At 60.2% G+C, this 22,741-nt stretch carries 14 protein-coding genes; 7 read left to right on the top strand and 7 right to left on the bottom strand.

All coding sequences use genetic code 11. From position 1 onward, the window contains the following. A partial coding sequence (locus ACFE7X_RS14315) for a carboxypeptidase-like regulatory domain-containing protein (protein ID WP_375436358.1) occupies positions 1 to 1,782 on the bottom strand: 1,782 nt, incomplete at its 3' end. A gap of 444 nt (positions 1,783 to 2,226) precedes the next feature. Between ACFE7X_RS14315 and ACFE7X_RS14310 the strand changes: the two genes are divergently transcribed. After that, positions 2,227 to 3,222 carry a helix-turn-helix domain-containing protein gene (locus ACFE7X_RS14310; RefSeq protein WP_375436357.1) on the top strand — a complete coding sequence of 332 codons (996 nt, stop codon included), beginning with the start codon at positions 2,227 to 2,229 and terminating at the stop codon, positions 3,220 to 3,222. 283 nt (positions 3,223 to 3,505) lie between these two features. Here ACFE7X_RS14310 and ACFE7X_RS14305 read toward each other — a convergent pair whose 3' ends face one another. Both ACFE7X_RS14305 and ACFE7X_RS14300 read right to left on the bottom strand, forming a co-directional pair. Further along, positions 3,506 to 3,976 carry an RES family NAD+ phosphorylase gene (locus ACFE7X_RS14305; protein WP_375436356.1) on the bottom strand — a complete coding sequence of 157 codons (471 nt, stop codon included), beginning with the start codon at positions 3,974 to 3,976 and terminating at the stop codon, positions 3,506 to 3,508. 6 nt (positions 3,977 to 3,982) lie between these two features. After that, positions 3,983 to 4,501 carry an antitoxin Xre/MbcA/ParS toxin-binding domain-containing protein gene (locus ACFE7X_RS14300; protein WP_375436355.1) on the bottom strand — a complete coding sequence of 173 codons (519 nt, stop codon included), beginning with the start codon at positions 4,499 to 4,501 and terminating at the stop codon, positions 3,983 to 3,985. Positions 4,502 to 4,889: 388 nt separating this feature from the next. On the opposite strand from ACFE7X_RS14300, the gene ACFE7X_RS14295 reads away from it, so the two are divergent. The 5 genes from ACFE7X_RS14295 to ACFE7X_RS14275 all read left to right on the top strand — a co-directional run bounded on the left by ACFE7X_RS14295 (position 4,890) and on the right by ACFE7X_RS14275 (position 16,673). Beyond that, positions 4,890 to 6,293: a carcinine hydrolase/isopenicillin-N N-acyltransferase family protein gene (locus ACFE7X_RS14295; protein WP_375436354.1), complete on the top strand. Its 1,404-nt coding sequence runs from the start codon at positions 4,890 to 4,892 to the stop codon at positions 6,291 to 6,293. Between the two features lie 393 nt (positions 6,294 to 6,686). Then, positions 6,687 to 10,016 carry a malectin domain-containing carbohydrate-binding protein gene (locus tag ACFE7X_RS14290; protein ID WP_375436353.1) on the top strand — a complete coding sequence of 1,110 codons (3,330 nt, stop codon included), beginning with the start codon at positions 6,687 to 6,689 and terminating at the stop codon, positions 10,014 to 10,016. A gap of 660 nt (positions 10,017 to 10,676) precedes the next feature. After that, on the top strand, positions 10,677 to 11,864 hold the full coding sequence (locus tag ACFE7X_RS14285; RefSeq protein WP_375436352.1) for a glucuronyl hydrolase: 1,188 nt from the start codon (positions 10,677 to 10,679) through the stop codon (positions 11,862 to 11,864). Between the two features lie 174 nt (positions 11,865 to 12,038). Next, on the top strand, positions 12,039 to 15,200 hold the full coding sequence (locus tag ACFE7X_RS14280) for a SusC/RagA family TonB-linked outer membrane protein (RefSeq protein WP_375436351.1): 3,162 nt from the start codon (positions 12,039 to 12,041) through the stop codon (positions 15,198 to 15,200). A gap of 33 nt (positions 15,201 to 15,233) precedes the next feature. Beyond that, positions 15,234 to 16,673, top strand: coding sequence for a RagB/SusD family nutrient uptake outer membrane protein (locus tag ACFE7X_RS14275; RefSeq protein WP_375436350.1), 1,440 nt, complete (start codon positions 15,234 to 15,236; stop codon positions 16,671 to 16,673). A gap of 103 nt (positions 16,674 to 16,776) precedes the next feature. Here ACFE7X_RS14275 and ACFE7X_RS14270 read toward each other — a convergent pair whose 3' ends face one another. From ACFE7X_RS14270 to ACFE7X_RS14255, 4 genes are all read right to left on the bottom strand, one after another. After that, positions 16,777 to 16,899, bottom strand: a complete 123-nt coding sequence (locus ACFE7X_RS14270; protein WP_375436349.1) for a hypothetical protein — start codon at positions 16,897 to 16,899, stop codon at positions 16,777 to 16,779. 39 nt (positions 16,900 to 16,938) lie between these two features. After that, entirely contained in the window at positions 16,939 to 17,091 is a 153-nt protein-coding gene (locus ACFE7X_RS14265; RefSeq protein ID WP_375436348.1) for a hypothetical protein, read from the bottom strand. Positions 17,092 to 17,359: 268 nt separating this feature from the next. After that, the gene (locus ACFE7X_RS14260) at positions 17,360 to 17,611 is read right to left on the bottom strand and encodes a hypothetical protein (protein WP_375436347.1); all 252 of its coding nucleotides are present in this window, start codon (positions 17,609 to 17,611) and stop codon (positions 17,360 to 17,362) included. A gap of 30 nt (positions 17,612 to 17,641) precedes the next feature. Next, positions 17,642 to 17,839, bottom strand: coding sequence for a hypothetical protein (locus ACFE7X_RS14255; RefSeq protein ID WP_375436346.1), 198 nt, complete (start codon positions 17,837 to 17,839; stop codon positions 17,642 to 17,644). A gap of 273 nt (positions 17,840 to 18,112) precedes the next feature. On the opposite strand from ACFE7X_RS14255, the gene ACFE7X_RS14250 reads away from it, so the two are divergent. Next, a complete protein-coding gene (locus ACFE7X_RS14250) occupies positions 18,113 to 22,732 on the top strand; it encodes a gliding motility-associated C-terminal domain-containing protein (protein ID WP_375436345.1) in 4,620 nt (1,539 codons plus the stop codon). Positions 22,733 to 22,741: the final 9 nt, after the last annotated feature.

Below are 22,741 nucleotides of genomic sequence, written 5' to 3'. Positions count from 1 at the left end.
CACCAAGCCCTTACTGGCCCGGACGTAGGCCCCGTACTCGTAGTTTTCAATCCGGTCCCCGTCCCGGGAGTCCTGAAACAAGCTGCCATCCGAGCCCAGCAAATACTGCCGGTAGGAGCCACCCACCACCACGTCCACCAGGTCGGATTTAAAGTTGTACTGCGCGCTGCCGTCGTGGAGTAGCGAGCGGATAACCAGCCGGGCACCGACGCCCGGCGTGGGGTTATGAATGATTTGGTCGCGGGCCGCCGCGAATTCCGGCGTGCCGGGTTGTAGCAGCGGGGCGTTGGTAGTGGCCGCGGTGCGGGCAGTTAGGGCCGCCGCGTCGGCGTTGCCCCCGTTGGCGGCGAAGGCTTGGTTGTACACGGCTGCATAGGTGCCAAAATAGCGCTCAGCGTAGCTGCCGGGGCGGGAGTTGCCCCCGCCGGTAGGCACGTTGAAGCCCGGGGCCAGTTGGGTTTGCAGGAAGGCGCCTAGGAAGCCCAGGTTATACGAGCCGTCGGTTTGCGGATCGCGCCCGCCGGAAAAGTCGCGGGTGCTGAAGGCCCGCACAAACCAGTTGCGGCCCTCAACCAGCACTTTGGCTTGCTGCACGCCGCTGTTTTCGAAGCGGTACCGCGCTCCGGCCTGGTAGGTGCTGTTGGTGCGGTTGTACTTGTAGCCCACCGTGGCCTTCACCCGGTCGGTGAGCAGCACCGACAGGCTGGGCGCGACTTTCAGCGAGTAGGTTTTGTTGTCGCCGCCAATAAGGTCGGCCTCCGAGTAGCCGGGCAAAAACACCGTTTTGCCGGCCAGGGCCCCGCCGGTGGCCGTGAACGTGTTGCCGATGTCGCCGTAGCGGCTCACGGCATCGTAGCCCAGGTTGGAGCCGGCCGGGTTGTTGGCGGGCTCAATCAGCGAGGACGTGGCATCCTGGTTGTTGGCCGTGAAATCATGGGCCTGAATGTAGCCGCCCGCTATTTTGAAGGCCACCCGCTCCCCGAGCTTCACCGCGTAGCGCAACTGGCCGTCGAGCAGGTGGCGGTTGCCGGCCCGCAGACGCACGCTCAACCCCGGGTCGCGGAAAGGGTCGCGGGAGTTGGTGAGTAGCACCCCGTTGAAGGCATTGGCGCCGTACAGGGCCGAGGCCGGACCGTGCACGATTTCCACGCTGGCCACGTCGAGCACCGGAATGCCCAGCAGGTTGCCGAAGTTGCTGCTCAAACTGGGCGCGGCCGTATCCACGTAGTCGGCCAGCTGAATGACCCGGTCGGCGCGCGAAGAGTTAAAACCCCGGGTGCTGAAGCTGGTGGTGAGCATGCTGGAACTGCTGATGTCGATGGATTTGAACCGCCCCAGGCCCGCCACCAGGTCGGGGGTGGTGAGTTGCTGCACCTGCCGCTGGTCGAGCTTCTCCACCGTCACCGGTACCTGCCCTATTGCTTCCTCCACGCGCGACGCGGCCACTACTACCTGGTCGAGCAGGGTACTGGGCTTCAGAACCACCGGGGCAGTGGCGCTAAACGAAGTCAGGGGTATTTCCTGGCTTTCGTAGCCCACCAACGACACGACCAGCACCGACGGCGCGTTGCTGGGCTTGGTGTTACGGAGTTCAAAACGGCCATTTTCATCCGTGCTGCCCCCAATGTAGGTGCCCTTCAAAAAGACTGTCACCCCGGGCAATGCTTGCCCGGCCTCGTTCTGCACCCGGCCGCTTAGAGTTTGCTCCTGCTGCGCCCAGGCACCCAACGACGACAGTAAAAAAGCGAGCAGCAGGGCGAAAAATGTAGAGTTTGTGTTCATGACCTTGAATGGAAAGATGGATCACACGTGTGCGGCAAGCAAGCCCCCGTAACCGTTGCACGGGCACGGAGTAGGGCAGAAGGCTAACACTGTTTTACCTACCGGTTCCAGTATCTCAGCTAGCGTGAGCTGCGGGTCAGGTCGGCGGCTATGGCAGTTCCGTGGTTCACAAGAATTCGGTTGGTAGCTAGGCTGGCAAGCATTAAGGGCTTGACTAGGCTCAGGCCTGGGTGAGTGCGGTAGTGAAAGTATAAGTGCACATGCCCCTTTCCTAAGCGACAAATAGTGTCTGTCGGCTGCCAGTGACGGGTTTCAAGTATCCGAACCGCCGAGCGTAGCAGCAATAGCATTTTTTATAGTTATAATATTGAATATACAATTTTTATAGTATTATGTACCACTAATGGTTGGCGCGTTTGCAGCTTTTACCAAAGAAAGACAGCCATGAATCCTGCTACCACTCAGAGTCTGTTTTTTCAGCACCTGAAAAGCTACGTGCCGCCCCACAAGGCGCTAGTAGAAGAAGTAGCCGACCTGCTCGGAATCAGCACCGACAGCGCCTACCGGCGCATCCGCGGCGAGAAGCCCCTTGGTTTAAGCGAGCTTCAGCAATTGGCAGCGCATTACAAGGTTTCCCTCGATCAACTGCTGAACCTGCAAAGCGACGCGGTTCTGTTTACGGGCAAGCCCGCAGCCCATGCCCCAGTCACGCTGGACAGCTGGCTGACCCGGATGTTAGGCCAGCTGCAACTCATGAACAGCTTCGGCAGGCGGCACCTGTACTATTTACTCAAGGACATTCCCCCCTTCTATCACTTCCAGATTCCAGAGCTGACCGAGTTCAAAATGTTCTTTTGGATGAAATCCATTCTGCATTACGACAGCCTAAAGGGGGTCCAATTTCGCTTCGGCGACCCGCAGTATGAGAACAGCCATGCCCTGTGCCAACGCATCGTGGCGTTGTACAGCGAAATGCCCACTACGGAAATCTGGAATGCAGAAAGCGTGAACAGCACGCTACGCCAAATCGAGTTCTACCATCAAGCCGGCGCTTTCGCCTCGCCCGATGATGCCCGCCTGCTCTACGAAAAGGTCGCTGAACTGCTCGATGCCATTGAATACCAGGCGGAAGTGGGCGTAAAATGCATCATGAAGCAGCCCGGCAGTAGCCGCTTATCCTACCGCCTGTTTGTCAACGAACTCATTTTAGGTGACAACACCTTGCTAGTGGAGCTAGACGATATTCGGCTAACCTATCTCAACCACAGTGTGCTGCATTTTCTGGGTACCCGTGATGAAGAGTTCAATGACTTCATGTTTGCGAACCTGGACAACCTAATGAAAAAGTCGACGCTCATCAGTGGCGTAGGAGAAAAGGAGCGTAGTCAGTTTTTCAATGCCATGCGCCAAAACATCCATCATCGAGCAAGAATGTTGTAGGGGCAAGCAACAGCGCTGGAAACGGGTACGGGAGGACAGGAAATGCAGGGTGGCGCGTCTGGGGAAGCCACGAGTGCACTAAGACCTCGACAAACGCCCCCACGCGCGTGCACCGGACGCAACCAAGAACCGCTGTACAAAGCAGGCTATTCTGAGGCGAAACGAGCCGAAAGAATTCTGCTCTTCCATGCGAAGCACCCCAGTAAAAGTTTAGGTAGCCATCTGCTTCAGCTATGGTGCTTTATTCTGCTCATTATTGATTTACTGGGATATAACGTGGCGCCTAGAGGCGTTCGTCGAATACGTGCGGCACGACGGTTTGCACTGTTACCCGGCCAATCTGCGGGTGCACGGGATTGAGTAGCAGGTTGCGCGAGGGGCTGGTCTTCAGCACGACCGACGGCACCGCGAAAGCCAAGGCCGGATAGGAGGGCTGCAAGCGGGGTAGCAGGAAATAGGGCAACTCGGTCGGCGCCGGCACTTGCTGCCAGCCGACGGGCAATTGGTCAATAGAAACATTCTCTACTAACTCATCCGGCACGTCCAATGTAACTTGCACCAAGGGAGGCAGGTCCCGCAGGGGCGTACCGTCGGCGTGTACGAGCACTTCCAACAGGGCCAGTTCCGGGGTGGTGGAGGTGTAGACCAGCGGCACGCCCACCGGGTTCCAGCGCCCACCGAACAGGCGGGCACCTTCCCCCTGCAAGAGGGTGGCCACGAACGCTGCTTTCTGGATGCGATAGACCAGGGGCATGCGCAACTAGCTGTAGACGCCGTGTTCCAAGCGTCCTAGTAGTTGGTCCACTACCTGAAAACTGGTGGCTGTGTCTAAATACGCGAGGGGGGAACGGCCCTCCAATACGGGCAGCGGGCGCCGGAGCCAGCGATTGAACTTGCCTTGATCCTCGAAGACGGCTAGCCCGTGCAGGGCCAAGTTATCGAGCAGCAGCAGCCGCTCGCTCTCGGTGGTGTCGAGGTGCCCTTCTGCTTCCTCCAGCCGCCGGGCCAGCGTGCGCTCGGTCAGGGCCAGTAACGTGGCTACCTCTTTCAGCGTTAGCTCCAGGCGAGCAGTCAAGGGCCGCACCGCTGCCGTCGGCACTTGCTCGCGGACGCGCCGGACTAGCCCGTGTCCGCGCAAGGGGTGGTCGGCTACACCGCTTCCCCAAGTTTCACTTGGCGCTGGCGTAGTGGCCGCTGTTTTGCTCTTCCTGTCCGGGGCTTTACTCTGGGGCTCTACCGGCCGGAGCTGGTTCGAGGAAGGACGCGTGGTAGCTTTCATACGCTGGGTAATTTGTCGGTAAGTATACTGACATTTTTCCAAAGCAGAACGTGCCACTTATGCAGCAGATAATCCAAGAAACGTGTACGGCAATGGTGCTGCCCTAATCGGAGCGGATAGTGCTAGGTTTAACGGGCGCTCTTATCCCGACTTACTATTCATAACGCTCCTCGAAGCAATTCGACCTGGCGGCGTACATGGTACCCGTATCCGGTGCGGGTTATTAAGGCGTTCGTATTCATCCCATCGTATTAAGACCATAAACTGCACCTTTACCTGATCGGCGGGCGAACAGCTTTCGGATCTGTGCCATCTAGGGCTTCCAATTGCCCCTGAATTTTCGGCTTCGTTCTTTTTCTTCGCCTCACTTCTCGTATCTACTACTCCGATGAGAATCAAGCTCCTGCTTCTGCTCCTGTGCGTTTTTACCCTCGAAGCAACTGCTTGCACCATTGTTTCGGGTACGGATCGGCAAGGACAAACTTGGGCCCTGAATAATGAAGACTTTTTCCATACCGCTTCCAATTATGTGAACGTCTTTCCGGCCCAGAACAAGAACGTGCTGGGTTATATTACGCTCACCTATGGCTCTCCTGAGAGTAGTATGCAAGGGGGCGTGAACGAAGCGGGGCTCTTTTTTGACATCAATGCGTTGCCCCCGCCGCAGAACTACAAGTTGAGTTTCGGCAAAAAGCCGTTTCCGCACGGCAACATGCTGGAGTATATGCTCCAGCACTGTCGGACGGTGCCGGAATTTTTGGCGTTGTGGGACACGTACTATATGCCGGATATGGGGGACCAGATTCATCTGGCCGATAAGCACGGTAATCTGGCCGTTATCGCGCCGGATACTATTCTGCGCGCAACCAAGCAGCTTACCTCCACCAATTTCAACGTGTGTGCTACCGGGCCGGCAAAGCAAAGCTGCTGGCGCTACCCCCTCGCCCAACAATTGCTGGCGAAAGGCGGCGTAAGCCAAGCCAACTTTGTCCAGATTGCCGCCGCCACGTCCCAGCGGGAATTTACCACCTCGGTCTACACGAATATACACAACCTCTCCACCGGGGAAATCTGGTTTTATCTGGCCGAAGAATACCAGACGCCCTGGCATACGAGCGTGCCCGCCTTGTTGAAGCAAGGCCCACAACATATCCTGTTGACGAGCCAATTTCCCCGCAATGCGAGCCGACGCCTGGCCCAGGTTATGCAAACGCAGGGTACAACTGACGCCGTCAGTCGCTTTCTACAAGCGGATCGATTCAGTGCGAGTGAAAAGGAATCGCAGTTGCGGATGGCCTTTTTGAATAACTTCTATATCGACAAGGATTTCACCAAAGCCACCGTCCTGTTTCCCCTCTGGGAGCGGTATATGCACACCAACAATCGCCTAGACAGTACGGAAGTACAGTTTACCAAAGCCGAGGTGTTGGCGGTGAACGGGAAGAACGAGGAAGCTATTGAGGTGTTAAAGGCCGTTAAAAAGCCTAGTTGGAAAACCGATGCGTTGCTAGCAAATCTTCGGAATACAGAAGAGGCCAACGCGGTAATTGACTTGACTGGGTACTCCGCCGCCAAAGCTGTTGTGGTGGAGATTAAAGGAGATTATAATTTTCTTCGCTTTATGCAAAAAACGCCCACTGGTTGGCGCTTACGCCTAAAGTCTGATCGAAAAGAACTCAAATATTGCTTCTACATCGAGGGTAAGCGGGTCGTGAATTCGGCACAACCAGTCGTGCAACACCAGGAAACTGCCAAAGGCGATTATGCCTCGTTCAACGTGTTGAAGCTGTAAAAGCAACGCAGCCGATAGACGTAGGCCCGTTGCGCTTAGCGAAGGGGCGTTTGATCCAGCGCGTGCCCATGCCCGGAATGCGTGGCCGAGCTAGACGCGGCCTTATTGGTCGGGCAAGCTGTGCCTCGGATCCTCCATACTCGAAGCGCGGGCGGCTTACAGGCGATTCTGAAGCTTCTATGCTGGCGTGCCGGCTTAGGGGAGTGTCTGCTCTACTTTCGCGTTATCATATAATTAATCATTGTTTTTATTGCTTGTTTCTGCGGACCTTACACCGCCAATCTGATTGGTTTTGCCTTGCATAACCGGCGAATCCATGATGCCGGTTGCGCTCCGTTCTGCTTTATTCCAACCGCCCCACACGCGGGGTATTCTTTCTTTTCCTATCTCCTTATGAAACAAACATTTACCTGGTTACTGCCGCTGGCAGCAAGCCTAGTGCTATGCGCGCCTCGTTCGCAGGCCCAGCGCGTAGAAACAGCTACCCAGGCGTGGGCGGTGCAAGCGCCTATTGGTCAGGCCGATATGGTGGTTGACGCCGACGGCAACACCTACCTCACCGGGGGCAGTAGCGACTATGTTACCCTCAAGTACTCTCCGAGCGGCCAATTGCTCTGGGAAAGAAGATACAACGCCACGCTCGGTACCAAGAACGGGTACGAACAAGCCCAGGCCATAAAAGTGGATGCGGCCGGCAACATCCTGGTAACGGGCAGTTCGATATTCACTCCCGATCCTGGTACCACGGGCACCCGCGAAGACATTGTAACGGTCAAGTACTCGCCGAGTGGGCAGCTGCTTTGGAGTCAGCGCTTCAATGGCGCCAACTACCGCGACTTTCCCACCGACCTGACCACTGATGCGACCGGGAATGTGTACGTGATTGGCTATACGTCCTTGACCATCAACCAGCCGGTGGCCGACATGCTCCTGATCAAGTACTCGGCCAACGGGAGTCAGCTTTGGAGCGCGCCTTTTACCAATAGTGGGGCCCGAGCCGATGCCGTGGCCGTGGATCCGGCCGGGGACGTGTACGTGCTAAAATCAGGGATCATCGCCAAATACGCCCGCGCAACCGGGCAGTCGCTGCTCTATTCTTATCCTGTTGAGGGAGGGTTCAGCGACCTGCGGGTGGACGCGGCGGGCAATGTCATCGCCATGGGGACGGCCGCTGGTACGGCCCCGGGCAGCACTGGCAGCGATTACTATACGGCCAAGTACTCGCCGAGTGGGCAGCGGCTCTGGGCAGCCCGCTACAACGGCCCGGGCAATGGGCAGGACCGACCAACAAACCTGGTCCTGGATGGGGCAGGCAATGTGGCCGTTACCGGCGTTTCGAGCAACGGCACCAGCAACGACTTTGCCACGCTCTTCTACGATGGCGCTAGTGGGACGCAGCGCTGGGTGGCCCGCTACAGCAACCTGACCGGCCTCGCGCATCCGACCGCGAAGGTAGTCTTGGACGGGACCGGCAACGTGTACGTGGCGGGCGCTTCGAGTAGTAATCCAGACTCCTACAATGACTTTAACACCATCAAATATAGTCCCCAAGGCCAACTGTTGTGGGACGTGCGGTATAGAAACACGGGCAACTTCTATGAGGGCAATATTCAGGGGCTGGGCGTGGATAGGACCGGCAACGTGTACGTAAGTGGCCGTCTCAATCTGGGTAATAGCAATGCCACCGTTAAGTACGAACAGCAGACAATCGTGAATCAGGCGCCGGTGGCCAACGCCGGCTCCAACCAAAGCCTGACCTTGCCTACGAGCAGTGCCCGCCTGAGCGGCTCGGGCACCGACGCCGACGGCACGATTGCCAGCTACGCCTGGACGCAAGTGAGCGGCCCCAACCCGGCTAGCTTCTCCAGCCCCACCGAGCCTGCGCCCACCGTGAGCGGGCTGGTCGCCGGCACGTACGTCTTCGCCTTGGTGGTGACCGACAACACGGGCCTGCGCAGCGCCGCCAGCCAGACCACGCTCACGGTCAACCCCGCTGCCCCCAACAATGGCACCGCCCTCTACCGCATCCATGCCGGCGGCGAGCAAGTCACGACCTCTATCGGCCCCTTCGCCGCCGACCAGTACAGCACGGGCGGCTCCGTCTTCGCCACCGACCAGCCCATTGCTGGTACGCCGGATGACGCCCTCTACCAGACCGAGCGCTACGGCAATGCCTTCTCCTACGCCTTTGCCGTCAGCCGCGGGCAGCAGTACCAGGTGGTGCTCCACTTTGCCGAGGTCTACGCCACGCAAGTAGGCCAGCGCGTCTTCGATGTGGCTCTGGAAGGCAACACGGTGCTCGACAACTACGACATCTACCGCAAGGTCGGGGCCTTCACCGCCACCACCGAGCGCTTTACCCTCACCGTGGCCGACGATGAGTTGAACCTCAACTTTAGCTCGCTAGCCAGCGAAGGGGGAGTGGACAACGCCAAGGTCTCGGCTATTGAAATCTACCGCCTGAGTGACCCTGCCCCGACGGCGGTGCTCCGCCTCAAGGCCGGCAGTGGCCCGCTCAGCACGAGCATCGGTTCCTTCGCCGCCGACCAGTACGCGACGGGCGGCGCGGTCTATGCCACCCCCGAGACCATTGCTGGCACGCCGGATGATGCTTTATACCAGACCGAGCGTTATGGGTCATTCACCTATAACTTGCCTGTTCCGAATGGCCAATACACCGTCAAGCTCCACTTTGCCGAGCTCTACTGGAACACGGCTGGCCAGCGCGTATTCAACGTAGCGGCGGAAGGCACCACGGTGCTCAACGCCTACGACATTGTGCAGAAGGTGGGGCCGCTAACAGCCACCACGGAGACCTTCCCCGTCACTGTCACGGATGGCGTGCTTTCGCTGGCTTTTGCCCCTGGAGCAATGGGCGTAGACCAACCGAAAGTGTCGGCGATTGAGGTGCTGGAAGGGATGCCGACGGCGGTGCTGCGCCTCAAGGCTGGGGGTGACGCGCTGACCACCTCGTTTGGCCGCTTCGCCGCCGACCAGTATTTTGCCGGCGGCAGCGACTTCGCTGCCACGGCGCCCATTGCCGGTACGGAGGATGATGCGCTCTATCAGACCGAGCGCTATGGCAACTTTCTCTACAGCCTGCCCGTGCCCAACGGCACCTACACCGTCAAGCTGCACTTCGCCGAGCTTTACTGGAACACGGCTGGCCAGCGCGTCTTTGACGTGGCCGCGGAAGGCACCACGGTACTCCGCGCGTATGACATCGTGCAGAAGGTGGGGCCGTTGACGGCCACCACCGAATCCTTCGCCGTCACGGTGACCGACGGCGTGCTTTCGCTGGCCTTTGCGACCGGGGCAGCCGGTGTGGACCAGCCCAAGGTGTCGGCCATCGAGGTGCTGAGCGCAGGCTCAGCCCGCCAGGCACCGGCGACCACCTCGGCCGCACGTACCGGCGCCAGCCCACTGGCAACTAGTTCTTCGGCCAAGGTGCCGGTCTACAGCGCCCAGGTCAACCTCTATCCTAACCCTTCCGCTGATGGCCGCGTCACGGTCGAGTTGCCGGCCGCTTTCCAAGGCGAAGTGGCCTACTCGCTGGTCTCCTCGCTGGGCACGACCGTGAGCCAGGGTCAGCGCACAGTTTCGCGGGCGGGACAGCCCTTGACCTTCGATTTCTCGCCACAGGTGGCGGCGGAAGGGCTCTACTACCTGCATCTACGCGGGGCCAAAGGCCAGGCCCACGTCAAGCTGCTGTTACGCCACTAACCGGCTTGCCCGGCGCGGGTTATCCGCCCGGGGCTGCCGAGGTTGTTCGCGCGCCCACCCGTCCCCTGGGGCCGTAGCCGCCGGGAACAGTCCGCCAAGGAATAGGTGCCGGGCCTAGCGCGAGTTCGTGCAGGAAAGCAAAAAGGGTCTGCCGCCTCAAGCGGCAGACCCTTTTTTATGACCAGTCCCCGGCCTGCTGCCCGGCATTACAGGCTGCTTGACATAAGCTTAGGGACTGTTGCAGAACCCTAGAATCAATCAGAAGATAAGCTCACTCGGCTCTCAGTGCTTGACACCAGACCAAGTAAGACCAAGCAAGCAGGGTCTCTAAGCTCTTCCAATTAACTCAAGCCCCGCTTGCTGGTGTTACGTGGTGTGCGGCAATAGCTGGGTTGCCGCAAACGTTTACGGAAATTATTTTCGCTTTAAGCTTGAGTTCCTTGACTAATAGAGTGATATACATGCAGAATTCATCGGCACTCACTCAAGAGAAACGATAAGCTAAGGCTGCTGACCGACCGATAAGCGTTTTAGGACGCTTCCTATCCAGCAGGGAATGCCACCATCTTATGGTAATTTTTCAAATAAAACCAGGCGTTTTATCTCGTTCTCTTTGGAGTTTCCGCTGGCCCATTCCCACCCGCTCTATTCCCTTTCTTCATGGTTCGAAAAGCTACTTTTTTATGGTACTTGTTCCTGCCAGCGGCCCCTGTTCACGCCCAAAAGCAGCTCGACGTGCAGAAGGAATTTGCCTTCGCCGCCCAGCAGTACGAGCGGCTGCTTAAGACTCATCCTGATGCGAGCCGGTTTCCGCACTCCACCAACCCCGACGGCTCCCTGCGCGATAAACCGTCGGAGTGGTGGTGCAGTGGGTTTTTTGGCGGCTCGCTTTGGTTTCTCTACGAGCATACCAAAGACGCGAAATGGAAGACCGCCGCTGACCGCTGGACGATGGCCATGGCCGGGGAGCAAACCAATACCGGCACCCACGACCTGGGATTTATGCTCTACTGCCCATTCGGCAACGGCTACCGGCTCACTGAAAACCCGGCGTATCGGTCTGTGCTGCTCACCGGCGCGCAGTCGCTGAGCACCCGCTTCGACCCGGCAGTTGGCGTAATAAAGTCCTGGAACTCGCTGGGTGAGTATACGTACCCGGTCATCATCGACAACATGATGAACCTGGAGCTGCTGTTCTGGGCAGCCCAGCAGTCGGGCGACAAGCGGCTCTATACCTTGTCTGTTTCGCACGCCGATAGCACCCTTGAAAACCATTTCCGGCCCGACCACAGCTCCTACCATGTGGTGTGCTACGGGCCGGGGGGCAAAGCACTCAAGCGCCAAACGCATCAGGGCGCGGCCGATGAGTCGGCGTGGGCGCGGGGGCAGGCCTGGGGCCTCTACGGCTACACGGTAATGTACCGCGAAACTAAAGACCCCAAATACTTAACCCAGGCCCGGCGCATCGCCGACTTCTACCTCAACCACCCGAACCTGCCCGCCGATAAGGTGCCGTACTGGGACTTCAACGCGCCCAATATTCCGACCGAGGAGCGCGACGCCTCCGCTGCCGCCATTACCGCCTCCGCGTTGCTGGAACTATGCACCTACGGCGGCACCTCGAGCCAGCCTTACTACCGGGCCGCCGTGCAGATGCTGCAAAGCTTAGCCAGCCCGGCCTACAAGGCGAAGCTTGGCGAGAACAACCATTTCCTGCTCAAGCACAGTGTGGGCGCAAAGCCGCTCAAGAGCGAGATAGACGTGCCCCTGGTGTACGCCGACTATTACTACCTGGAAGCCCTGCTGCGCTTCGACGCCCTCCGCAAGCAGCCCGCCTACCGGCTTTAGCTGCTGCCGTTGCGTAACAGCCGCCCCGGCTTTTGACTTTTTTCCGCTTCTCTGCTGCGTCCTTTTTCTGCACTAGCTGCCAAACTTTCCTTTTCGGGCAACCTATCCGAAGAGTACTATCGGCTGAGCTGTCCAAGAGAGGCTATTCCTACTAAACCCACTTCATCATACCCCATGAAACACTCTCAGCCGTGGTGTAAAGCCATTTTGTTTGTGCCGCTGCTCGCCTACCCGAGCACGGCGTATCTGCAACCCCTGGCCCACCGTCAGCCGGGCGGCAATGCCCCGGCTGGTGCCCTGGCGGCCATTAGCGCTGAGTCGGCGCTTCTCTCGGCTCCTGCCCCGGAAGGCGGCGCGGCCCTAGTCGAACGCTCGGTTGCGGGGGTTGTGCGGGACGAGGCTGGCCAAGGCTTGCCCGGAGTGGTGGTGGTGGTGAAGGGCAGTAGCCAAGGCACCACCCAAGGCACGGCCACCGGCCCCGACGGCCGCTACCAGCTTACCGTACCGGACGGGCCCGTGACGCTGGTATTCAGCTTCGTGGGTTTTGCCTCCCAGGAGGTAGCCCTGGGCCAGCGCTCCGTAGTGGACATCACCCTCAAGACCGATACCAAGCAGCTCGCCGACGTAGTGGTGGTGGGCTACGGCACCCAGCGCAAAAGCGACGTTACCGGCTCCATTGCTTCCGTGTCGGCCCAGGAAATCAAGGCCGTGCCCGTGACCGGCGTGGGTCAGGCCCTGCAAGGACGGGCGCCGGGCGTGTTCGTCACGCAGGCGTCCAACGCGCCGGGGGGCGGGGTGTCCATTCGGATTCGGGGGGGCAATTCCATCAATGCGGGCAACGAGCCACTCTACGTCATTGATGGCTTTCCGGTCTATAACGAGAACGGCTCCAGCCTGAACCCCAGCGACATCGAAAGTATTGAGGTGCTCAAAGACGCCTCCGCCACGGCTATTTACGGCTCGCGGGGCGCCAATGGCGTGGTGCTCGTGACGACCCGGCGCGGCAAGGCGGGGCAAAGCCGGGTGGATTTCGAGATGTACTACGGCATTCAGCAGGTCCGCAAAAAGCTGCCCCTACTCAATGCCACCGAGTACGCCCAGCTGGTAAACGAGGCCCAGGTGAATGCCAACCGTCCCCGCGTATTTACCGATGAGCAGATTGCCGGCTACGGAACCGGCACGGACTGGCAAGACGAGATTTTCCGCGAGGCGCCCATGCAGAACTACCAGGTAACGGCCTCCGGCGGCAGCGACAAAACCCGCTACGCCCTGTCGGCCAACTACCTCGATCAGGAAGGTGTCATCCTTAATTCCAGCTTCGACCGGGCTTCGTTTCGCTTTAATTTCGATCATAAGATCAACGACAAGTTCAGCATCGGCAACAGCCTGAGCGTGGTGCGCAGCCGCAACGACGCGGTGCCCACCGATACGGACGGCGGCAATGGCGGCGCGGTGGTGTACGGGGCGCTGAATTTCTCGCCCATTCAGCCCGTTTACAATCCCGATGGCACCTTGGTGGTGTTCAACACTCCCGGCCGGATTCAGATTGGCAGCCCCGTGGCCCAGGCGCTGGGCACCGACAACCTAACGGTTCGGAGCCGGCTGATTGGCAACGTGTTCGTGGACTACAAAATCCGGCCCGAGTTAACGTTCCGCACCAGCTTCGGGACCGACGCGAATTATTTTAAAAACAGCTTCTATATCTCCCGCAACACGGCCACGGGCATTCAACTGGGCGGTCGAGGAGAAATTACCAACGAGCAGTCCACTTCCTGGCTGAACGAGAACACGCTCTCCTATGTAAAAACCTTTGGGGATGTGCACAACCTCACCTTTCTGGCGGGCTTCACCATGCAGGGCAGCCGCTTCGAAAGCTCGCGGGCGCTGGCTCAGGGGTTTGCCAACGACATTCTCTCTTACGATAACCTGGGCGGCGCTTCCACCGCCCTCGTGCCCACCTCATTGGCCAACGAGTGGCAACTAAACTCTTTTATCGGCCGGGCCAACTACGACTATGCCGGCCGGTATCTGCTCACGGCCACCGTGCGAGCCGACGGCTCGTCGCGGTTTGGGGCGGGCAACAAGTACGCCGTCTTTCCGTCGGCCTCGGTTGCCTGGCGCTTGTCGGAAGAGCAGTTTCTGCAAGACAACCCGGTTATCGCCGACCTGAAGCTGCGGGCCAGCTACGGCCTGAGCGGCAACCAGGAAATCGGGCAGTATCAGTCGCTGGCCGCGCTGGCGACCCAAAATGCCAACTTCAACAACACCGTCGCTATCGGTATTGGGCCAACCCGGGTGGCCAACCCCGACCTGCGCTGGGAAACCACGGCCCAAGCCGACCTCGGCTTTGACCTCGGCTTGTGGAACAACCGCATCACCCTAACGGCCGATTATTACAACAAAAAGACCACCGACCTGCTCTTGCAGGTGCCTCTGCCCTACATCTCGGGCTACGCGTCGGCCTTGCAAAATCTGGGTAGCATCCGCAACCGAGGCATCGAAATGGGCCTTAATACCAACAACCTGACGGGCAAATTCACTTGGTCGACCTCGTTCAACATCGCCGCCAACCGCAACGAAGTGCTCGACCTGGGCGGCCAGCAGGAATTCGCGTCGGGAGAGGCTAGCGGCCACCTGCAACTTCCTAATTCCGGGTTGGTACGGGTAGGCGAGCAAATCGGGACGTTCTTCGGCTACCAGACCAACGGCATTTTCCAGACCCCGGACGAGGTGGCCGCTTCTGCCCAGCCCACAGCCCGGCCCGGCGACCGCCGCTACGTGGACCAGGATGGCAACAACGTTATCAACGCCAGCGACCGGGTGATTTTGGGCTACGCCCAACCTAAGCTGTTTGGGGGACTAACGAATACGTTTTCCTACAAAGGTTTTGAGCTGAGTATTTTTATGCAAGGCACGTCGGGCAACAGCATCTTCAACATCAACCGCTTTGAACTGGAGTCGCTGACGGGCGTCAGCAACCAGAGCCGCGAGGTGCTCAACCGCTGGACGCCCACCAACCCGACCAACACCATCCCGCGCGCCAATGCCGTGGGCAACGCCTACGTCATCTCCGACCGCCAGATCGAGGACGGCTCTTATCTGCGGGTCCGCAACATCAATCTGGGGTACACGCTGCCCAAGGAGCTAACCAAAAAAGCGCGGATGACCAACGTGCGCGTCTACGTGAGCCTTCAGAACTGGATAACCTTCACCAACTACAGCGGCTACGATCCGGAAGTAAACCGGTTTGGGCAGAGCGCCCTGAGTCAGGGCACCGACTACGGCAGCTACCCCAGCAACAAAACCATGCTGGTAGGCCTCAACATCGGTCTGTAGTTCCACCCATTAAACGCTTCGTGCATCCCAACCATGAAACTAACCCACACGCTGCTGCTTTTCGCCCTGACCCTGGGCGGTGGGGCCTGCTCCTTAGAGGAAGTACCCCCTTCGTCGCTGGCTCCCCAGAACTTTTACACCAACAGCGGTGATGCCGTCGCCGCCGTCAATGCCGTCTACGACGTTGCCAACCAGATCGGCGACCAAAGCCGCAACCTGATTATTATGGGCGACATCCCGTCCGACGACATGGATCTGCTGGCTAACAATGCCGACCGGATTCAGATCTGGAGCTTTCAAACCATCCCGACCAATGGCGTCGTCGCCCAGACCTGGCAGATTCTCTACCAAGGTGTCAACCGGGCCAATGCGGCCATTGAACGCATTCCGGCCATTTCGATGGACGAGGCCCTCAAGACTCGGCTGGTGGGCGAGGCCCGGTTTATGCGGGCCTTCTACTATTTCTACCTGGTACGCTGGTACGGGGGCGTACCGCTGATCGTAACCGAAACCAAGTCGCTGGCCGATGGCCGCAACGCCGCGCGGGCCACGGCCGACGAGGTGTACGCCCAAATCATCGCCGACTTTACGGCGGCCGAAACTGCGCTGCCGGATAGGTTCACGGGCGCCGACGCGGGCCGGGCCACGGCGGGCGCCGCCAAGGCGTTTCTGGCCAAAGTACACCTGACGCGCAAGGAATACGCCCCGGCCCGCGACAAGGCCAAGGAGCTCATCGACAATGCCAGCCGCTACGGCTACGGCCTGTTTGACCGGTACGCCGACGTGTTTGCTGTGGCCAACAAAAACGGCCGCGAATCCGTGTTCGAATTGCAGTTCGTGGGTGGGGGTGTTGGACAGGGCAGTGGCATGATTACGTATTTCGCGCCGGAAAACTCGCTTGTTACCGGCCGGGGCTTCGGGTCGTTTTATCCCACCCCGGAGTTCTACAACAGCTTTCAGAGCGCGGATAAGCGCAAAGAGCTGTTCATTAATTCTTTTGTCAACGCGGCCGGGCAGGTGGTTCCAACCTTTCAGCACTTCAACAAGTACCAAGACCCAGCGGCTCGCGCTTTTGGCGAGGCCAACAACAACTTCCCCATTATCCGGTACGCCGACGTGCTGCTGATGTTCGCGGAGGCCGAAAACGAGCTGAGCGGCCCTACGGTGGCCGTGCTCAGCGCCGCCAACCCCATCCGGCGCCGGGCCTATGGCAATCCGCTGACAGCCGCCTCGCCAGTTGACTTCACGGCCGCGCTCGGGAAAGACGGGTTTCGCCAGCGGCTGTGGGACGAGCGGCGCTGGGAGCTGCACGCCGAAGGGCACCGCTGGTTTGACCTCGTGCGGACCAACCGGCTGGTGAGTGTGCTGCGGCCTAAAGGCAAAACGAACGTGGATGAAAACGATACCCTGTTTCCTATTCCCCAGCGGGAGATAGATCTAAACCCCAGCCTGGTGCAAAACCCTGGGTATTAACCCTTCCGGCTCAAGTTCAACCGGGCTTTACGACACGCGCTTCCCCTCTGTAACTGCTTTATTGTTGCCCTCCTAGTACGTTGTCAAAGCTTCGCAGGCAATATCAAACTGCTAACCTATGAACTGCATGGCTCAGCCAGCCGGTGGTAGTTTCCACCTGGCTGAGCACCAGCAGCACGTCCAGGGGGAGGCACACAAAGAGCAGGGAGGGCGGAAACTTGGTCACGTTGCCAGAGGAAAGCGCCGTGGGGAACAGGTCTTGCGGCTACGCGCCAGGGCGCCGGTCGCCGTACCAGGCGGTGGCCCGACGCACCCCAAACAATAGCAGTAGTCCGACCCCGGCCCAACGTAAGCGCCGGTTTCGCTGCGGCAGCGGCAACTCAAACCACGGCCCTAGCAGGTAGCCAGCCAGCAGCATCCCCAGTCACGGCCCTAGCGAATACGCCACTAGCGCCGGCTGTTCGAGTACCGGCAGCATAAACGGCCCGTTGTGCAGCAGCGCCCGTAACGGCGGCCCCGCCAGCAACCAGCGGGGCCGCCAGAGCAGCCCGGTCCGCAGCCCCAGGCCGGCCCCGATAACTTAAACAACCAACAGCAACGTTAGGTCATGACTCCACATGAGCACGAAGGTGAAGAGCGCCACTTCCGGCAGGATGAGCCACAGCCCGCGAACGAACAGGAAATGACTAACGGCCGCCCGATGTAACGACTTTTGCGCCTACAAGTAGACGCTGCGGCCCGACAAGAACACGAACCTGGGCGCGCAGAAGTGCATGACCCAGCGCGTAAGAAAGAGCAGGGTTGAGACTGGGCGACGTGTTCGGGCCGTACGGGCGTGGGGCTGCAAAATCGCGGCTGTGGTGCAGGGCCACGAGTGCCATCACAAAGCCCCGCACCACGCCCAGGGCCGGCACCCGAGGCGTCACGGGGTGGAACATAGGGAGGCGCAACGAGAAGAAGGGGAGGCATCAGCGGGTTGGAGGTAAGGTACTGGCAAGCGGCAGCGGTGGGCGAGCAGGCGAGCGGTAGGCCAAGAGGGTGAGAGGGTGCGTAATGCCGCCGGAATAGGTGCCGGCCCGCCCCATTCCTGTAGCAGTCGTGCGCAATGCCCCACCCATGCCCGAGAGGAATGCGCGCCAGTGCCCGGACGACAGTCGCTCTGGCATCCGAGAGATTAGAAGGAGGAAAATAGGGAAAGCCTCGGTGACTAGGAAAACGCTGATTCAACTAAACCGGCCCGAGACGAGCGGCTAGCGGTGACCTTCGGCACTATTCCGATATTGGCTGGTACAAACCTGGCTGGCAGTGCGTAGTTTTACTGAAACCGCCTGGCAACGTTTTTCAGCAATAACTAGCCATTGGGCTCCGTTCCTTAAGGGCGGCGAGTGGCACTTTTTCCGAGTACCCGCCTACCTGTTCGCCCACTTACCTGCCCCACTATGCCTGCAGAGCTACCGTATCCTGCCCTGTCCACCACCCGAAATCCCTCCCTGCCTATTTCCGAGCCCGGCCGGCCGGCTAGCGTTAGCAGCTCGTACCCAGTCAGGCGGGCACGACTAACAGCGGGCTGGCTGTTCCTGCTCCTGGCTTTGCTGCTGAGTGGCGCGGCCTCAACAGCCCTTGCGCAAGGGACCCCGCCCCCGGAGTGCAGCCAGGATGAGAAGTTCATCAACACCTGGTATTTCGGCCAGCGGGCGGGGCTAAACTTCAACGTAGCGACAGACTCCATTCCGCCCGCGGTGCTGACCAACAGCCAAATGGTGGCGCCAGCTGGCTCGGGGGTGATGTCGGATGGCACGGGCAACTTGCTTTTCTACACCAACGGTGACACCATCTGGGACCGCAACCACACTATTATGGCCAACGGCACGGGCCTGGGCGGCAACCCCCTCGCCACGGATGGCCCTCTGGCCATTAAAAAGCCGGGCATAGTAATGGCTGGAATGCCGACGCGCTACCTCGTTTTCACGCAGGGCGCGCAAGGTGGTCCTGGCGTAGGCTACTCGGAAATCGAAATTCCCGCCGGTGGGGGATCGGGCACGGTAATCACCAAGAACACGCCTCTCGCTCGCGGCACGGCCGAGAAGATGACGGGCGTGTTTCACAAGAATGGCTGCGATATCTGGATCATCGTCCACGGCTGGGGCAGTGCAACTTCCGGCACCGACAACCGCGGCGACTCTTTCCTGGCGTACCGCGTGACGCCGACGGGCGTGCAGCCCGCGCCGGTGATTTCCACCGTTGGGTCCCTGCACGCCCCGACCGTTGCAACCCAGGGCTACCGCGGCCAAATGAAAGTGTCACCCGACGGCGAACAGTTGGCCGTGGCCCGCTTCAATGATACCCCCGCGGCCGACAGCAGTAGCAGCAGCGTCGAGCTGTTTGCCTTCGATGCCACTACGGGCGTGGTCAGCAACCCCCGAATCATCGACCGCGGGGCGGGCCGTTACTATGGCGTCGAGTTTTCGCCGGGCCGCAGCCGGCTCTATGCTACCGTGCTGAGCCTGCCTCAACTGTTGCAGTTTGATTTGAGCGCCGCCAACGTGCCGGCCAGCAGGCAAGTTATTCCGCTCAATCAAACTACCCCGGTCAACTTGGGCTCTATGCAGGCCGCCCCAGACGGCAAGATTTACGTGGCCCGCGAAAACCAGCCCGCGTTAGGCTTCATTACCTACCCCGACTCGCTGGGGGCGAGCGTGGCTTACGCCGACGATAGCCTACAACTGGGCGGCCGCCGCAGCGGCCTGGGTCTGCCTAACTTCAACCAGAGTTCTTTACTCCGAGTCGGCATTGGCGCGGATATTACGGCGTGCCGGGAAATAACCTTTCAAGCCAGCTTCGCCGTTGAAGCCTCCAACTTGGTGTATGCCTGGACCTTCGGCGACGGCACTACCTCATCAGTGGAGAACCCCGTCCACACCTACGCGACACCCGGCAACTACACCGTTACGCTGCGCATCACCAATGACTGCTTTTGCCGCGAAACCCAGGGCGTTATTCAGGTGCCGGGCCTGCCCGAGCCGGGTAGTATTGCCGGCCCCCCGCCGCTGTGCGCGGGAACAGCGCCGGCTGCTCTTACCAGCACTGTCAATGCCTCGGGCGATGCCGGCCTGCCCCTCGCTTATCAGTGGGAAGTGTCATCGGATAACGTCACTTTCACCGCCATCAACGGGGCAACCGGTGCCAGCTACCAGCCAACTGCGCTGCCGATTGGCACGACCTATTTTCGGCGGCGCGCTCAACTGCTTCTGCCCGACCAATCAGGTCGTCCTTACTGTACTCCCAGCTTCACGGCCTCGGTAGCCATCACCGTCGTCCCGGATTTAGTGGCCGGCAGCATTGCGGCCGATCAAACTCCGTGCGTCGGCGGCCCGGTCGCGCCGCTGACGAGCACTGCCCTAGCTACGGGTGGTACGGGCACGTTTGCGTATCAGTGGGAATCATCGCCGGATAACGTAATCTGGACGCCTGTTGCCGGCGCCAACGGCCCTGACTACGCGCCCGGTCCTCTTACAGTCACTACCTACTACCGGCGCCGGGTGACGTCGGGGCCTTGCGGACCCAAGTACTCGGCCCCCGTCCTCCTGAGGGTGCTTTCCAACCTTGTTGCGGGCGATATTGCGACCAACCAGCCCATTTGCGCGGGTGCCACCCCGAATCCGCTCACCAGCGTCAATGAGGCCAGCGGCACCAGCACGTTTGCCTACCAGTGGGAGGCATCCACGGATAATGGCACCACCTGGACTGCCATACCAGGCGCTACTAGCGCAACTTATGCGCCCGGTGCGCTTACGGCCACGACTTTATTTCGCCGCCAGGCGAGTTCGAGCAGTGCTTGCGCCCCGGTCTTCTCGAATGTCGTTACCATCACTGTAACACCAGCCCTGTCGGCCAGCAGCATTGGTTCCAATCAACCTGTATGCGCCGGCAGTGCCGCCGCGCCACTGACCAGCACTACCCCGGATGCAGGGGGCACCGGCACGTTTACCTATCAGTGGGAATCCTCGACGGATAACGTAATCTGGACCGCCATACCGGGCGCCACCGGACCTACGCTTGCGCCCGGTGCGCTCACGACGACCACTTTATTCCGCCGCCAGGTGAGCTCCGGTGCCTGCTCCACGCTATCCAACGTGGTAACACTAACTGTGGTGCCTGCCCTGGTGGCTGGAAGGATTGCGGACAACCAATCCTTTTGTGCTGGTGGTACTCCTAATGCCCTCACCAGTGAAATCCCGGCCACGGGTGGCACGGGTACCATCGTCTACCAGTGGGAAACATCGACGGATAATGGCATCACCTGGACGCCTGTTGGCGGAGCCACCGGCCCGACTTATGTGCCCGGTGTGCTTACGACGACCACTTTATTCCGCCGCCAAGCGAGTTCAGGCAGTGCTTGTGCCCCGGCTGTCTCCAATGTCGTCACCATTACTGTGATACCAGCCCTGTTGGCCGGCAGCATCGGCTCCAACCAGCCGTTGCTATGCCTGGGGGCAATTCCCGCCCCTCTTACCAGCACGGCTGGCGCCAGCGGCGGCACCAGCAGCTACAGCTACCAGTGGGAATTTTCGCCGAATAATGCCGCTTGGACGCCTGTTGCCGGCGCCACCGGCCCTGATTACGCGCCCGGTCCCCTTACGACCACCACCTACTACCGGCGCCGGGTCACGTCGGGGTCTTGCGGCCCGGAGTATACTGCCTCCGTCCTTCTGACCGTACTGCCGGCCCTGAACGCGGGTAGGATTGCAAATGATCAGCCCATCTGCGCGGGCGCCGCCCCGAATCCGCTCACCAGCACCAGCGAAGCCAACGGCGCCACGGGCACGTTTGCCTACCAGTGGGAGTCATCGGCAGATAACGTAAACTGGGCCGCTGTACCGGGTGCCACCAGCTCCACTTTCGCGCCCGGTCCGCTCACGGCCGATACCTATTACCGCCGGCGGGTGACGTCGGGCACTGGCACTTGCTCCACGGACGTTTCCAACGTCGTGACGATACGGGTGCAGCCCGTCGTGACCACCGGGGTGAGCTTGGCGGCCCCACCCGTGCAGTGCCCCGGCACTGCCCTGACTTTCACGGCTGTGCCTGCCAACGCGGGGGCCGCGCCTACTTTCCGCTGGCTCGTCAACAATGTGGCCGTAGCCAGTGGGGCCACGTTCACCAGCAGTACGTTGGTTTCCGGCGACCAAGTACAGGTCGAGGTGACGCCCACGGCGGGGCTGTGCAGCACGGGTCCGGCCGTGGCCACAGTGACGGTGACGCGCACGCCGACCCTGCTGCCTTCGCTTGGTATTGCCGTGCAGCCAGGCGGTCCGGTTTGCTTGGGCGCGCCGCTTACCTTCAATGTTGCCGGGGTGACAGAAGGCGGCTCAACCCCCGAATATCAGTGGCAGGTCAACGGCACCGATGTGGCCGGTGCCACCGGCCTGGCCTTTACCAGCACAACGCTGCGTGAAGGCCAGATCGTGACGGCGCGCCTGCGCACGACCAATACGTGCGGCCAGCCTGCTACAGCGGTTTCCAACGGCGTGGCCGTGCGGATTCAGTTGCCGGTTGACGTAGATGCCGGCCCGGATATGGAAATTCTGGCCGGTACCTCCGTGACGCTCAATGGCCGCGCCGATGGCACGTACCCCGTGACATGGACACCGACAACGGGACTCGTCTTTCCAACCAGCGACCGGCTACAGCCCAGAGTTTCGCCTACTGTGACGACAACCTACACGCTCTCGGGCGGGGAAGGTGGCTGCGCCGACTCCGACCAGGTGACCGTGACCGTGCGCCCGCCCATCCGCATTCCCAACGCCTTCACGCCTAACGGAGACGGTCGCGACGACACCTGGCAGATCGAGTTCATCGAGCAGTTCCCGGACAATACCGTGAGCGTGTTCAACCGCTGGGGTAACCGCATCTTCTCGGCCAATAACTACAGCCGGGCCAACGAGTGGCGCGGCGATATCAACGGCCAGCCCGCCCCAGTCGGTACCTACTATTACGTCGTCGTCACGAAGGGCCCGCTGGGCAAATCCTACAGCGGGTCGATTACGATTCTGTATTAACAAAACGGC

Origin of the sequence: uncultured Hymenobacter sp., from assembly GCF_964242765.1 — a bacterium.
In the GTDB taxonomy this organism is placed as follows: Bacteria; Bacteroidota; Bacteroidia; order Cytophagales; family Hymenobacteraceae; genus Hymenobacter.
This window is presented reverse-complemented; position numbering and strand designations above follow the sequence as displayed.

Bases quoted from the DNA above. Each gene is read 5' to 3' on its own strand.
- ACFE7X_RS14275 (WP_375436350.1), top strand. From the start codon at position 15,234: ATGAAACTAACCCACACGCTGCTGCTTTTCGCCCTGACCCTGGGCGGT.
- ACFE7X_RS14290 (WP_375436353.1), top strand. From the start codon at position 6,687: ATGAAACAAACATTTACCTGGTTACTGCCGCTGGCAGCAAGCCTAGTG.
- ACFE7X_RS14285 (WP_375436352.1), top strand. From the start codon at position 10,677: ATGGTTCGAAAAGCTACTTTTTTATGGTACTTGTTCCTGCCAGCGGCC.
- ACFE7X_RS14300 (WP_375436355.1), bottom strand. From the start codon at position 4,501: ATGAAAGCTACCACGCGTCCTTCCTCGAACCAGCTCCGGCCGGTAGAG.
- ACFE7X_RS14305 (WP_375436356.1), bottom strand. From the start codon at position 3,976: ATGCCCCTGGTCTATCGCATCCAGAAAGCAGCGTTCGTGGCCACCCTC.
- ACFE7X_RS14260 (WP_375436347.1), bottom strand. From the start codon at position 17,611: ATGTTCCACCCCGTGACGCCTCGGGTGCCGGCCCTGGGCGTGGTGCGG.
- ACFE7X_RS14255 (WP_375436346.1), bottom strand. From the start codon at position 17,839: ATGCCAGAGCGACTGTCGTCCGGGCACTGGCGCGCATTCCTCTCGGGC.
- ACFE7X_RS14250 (WP_375436345.1), top strand. From the start codon at position 18,113: ATGCCTGCAGAGCTACCGTATCCTGCCCTGTCCACCACCCGAAATCCC.
- ACFE7X_RS14295 (WP_375436354.1), top strand. From the start codon at position 4,890: ATGAGAATCAAGCTCCTGCTTCTGCTCCTGTGCGTTTTTACCCTCGAA.
- ACFE7X_RS14310 (WP_375436357.1), top strand. From the start codon at position 2,227: ATGAATCCTGCTACCACTCAGAGTCTGTTTTTTCAGCACCTGAAAAGC.
- ACFE7X_RS14280 (WP_375436351.1), top strand. From the start codon at position 12,039: ATGAAACACTCTCAGCCGTGGTGTAAAGCCATTTTGTTTGTGCCGCTG.
- ACFE7X_RS14265 (WP_375436348.1), bottom strand. From the start codon at position 17,091: ATGCTGCTGGCTGGCTACCTGCTAGGGCCGTGGTTTGAGTTGCCGCTG.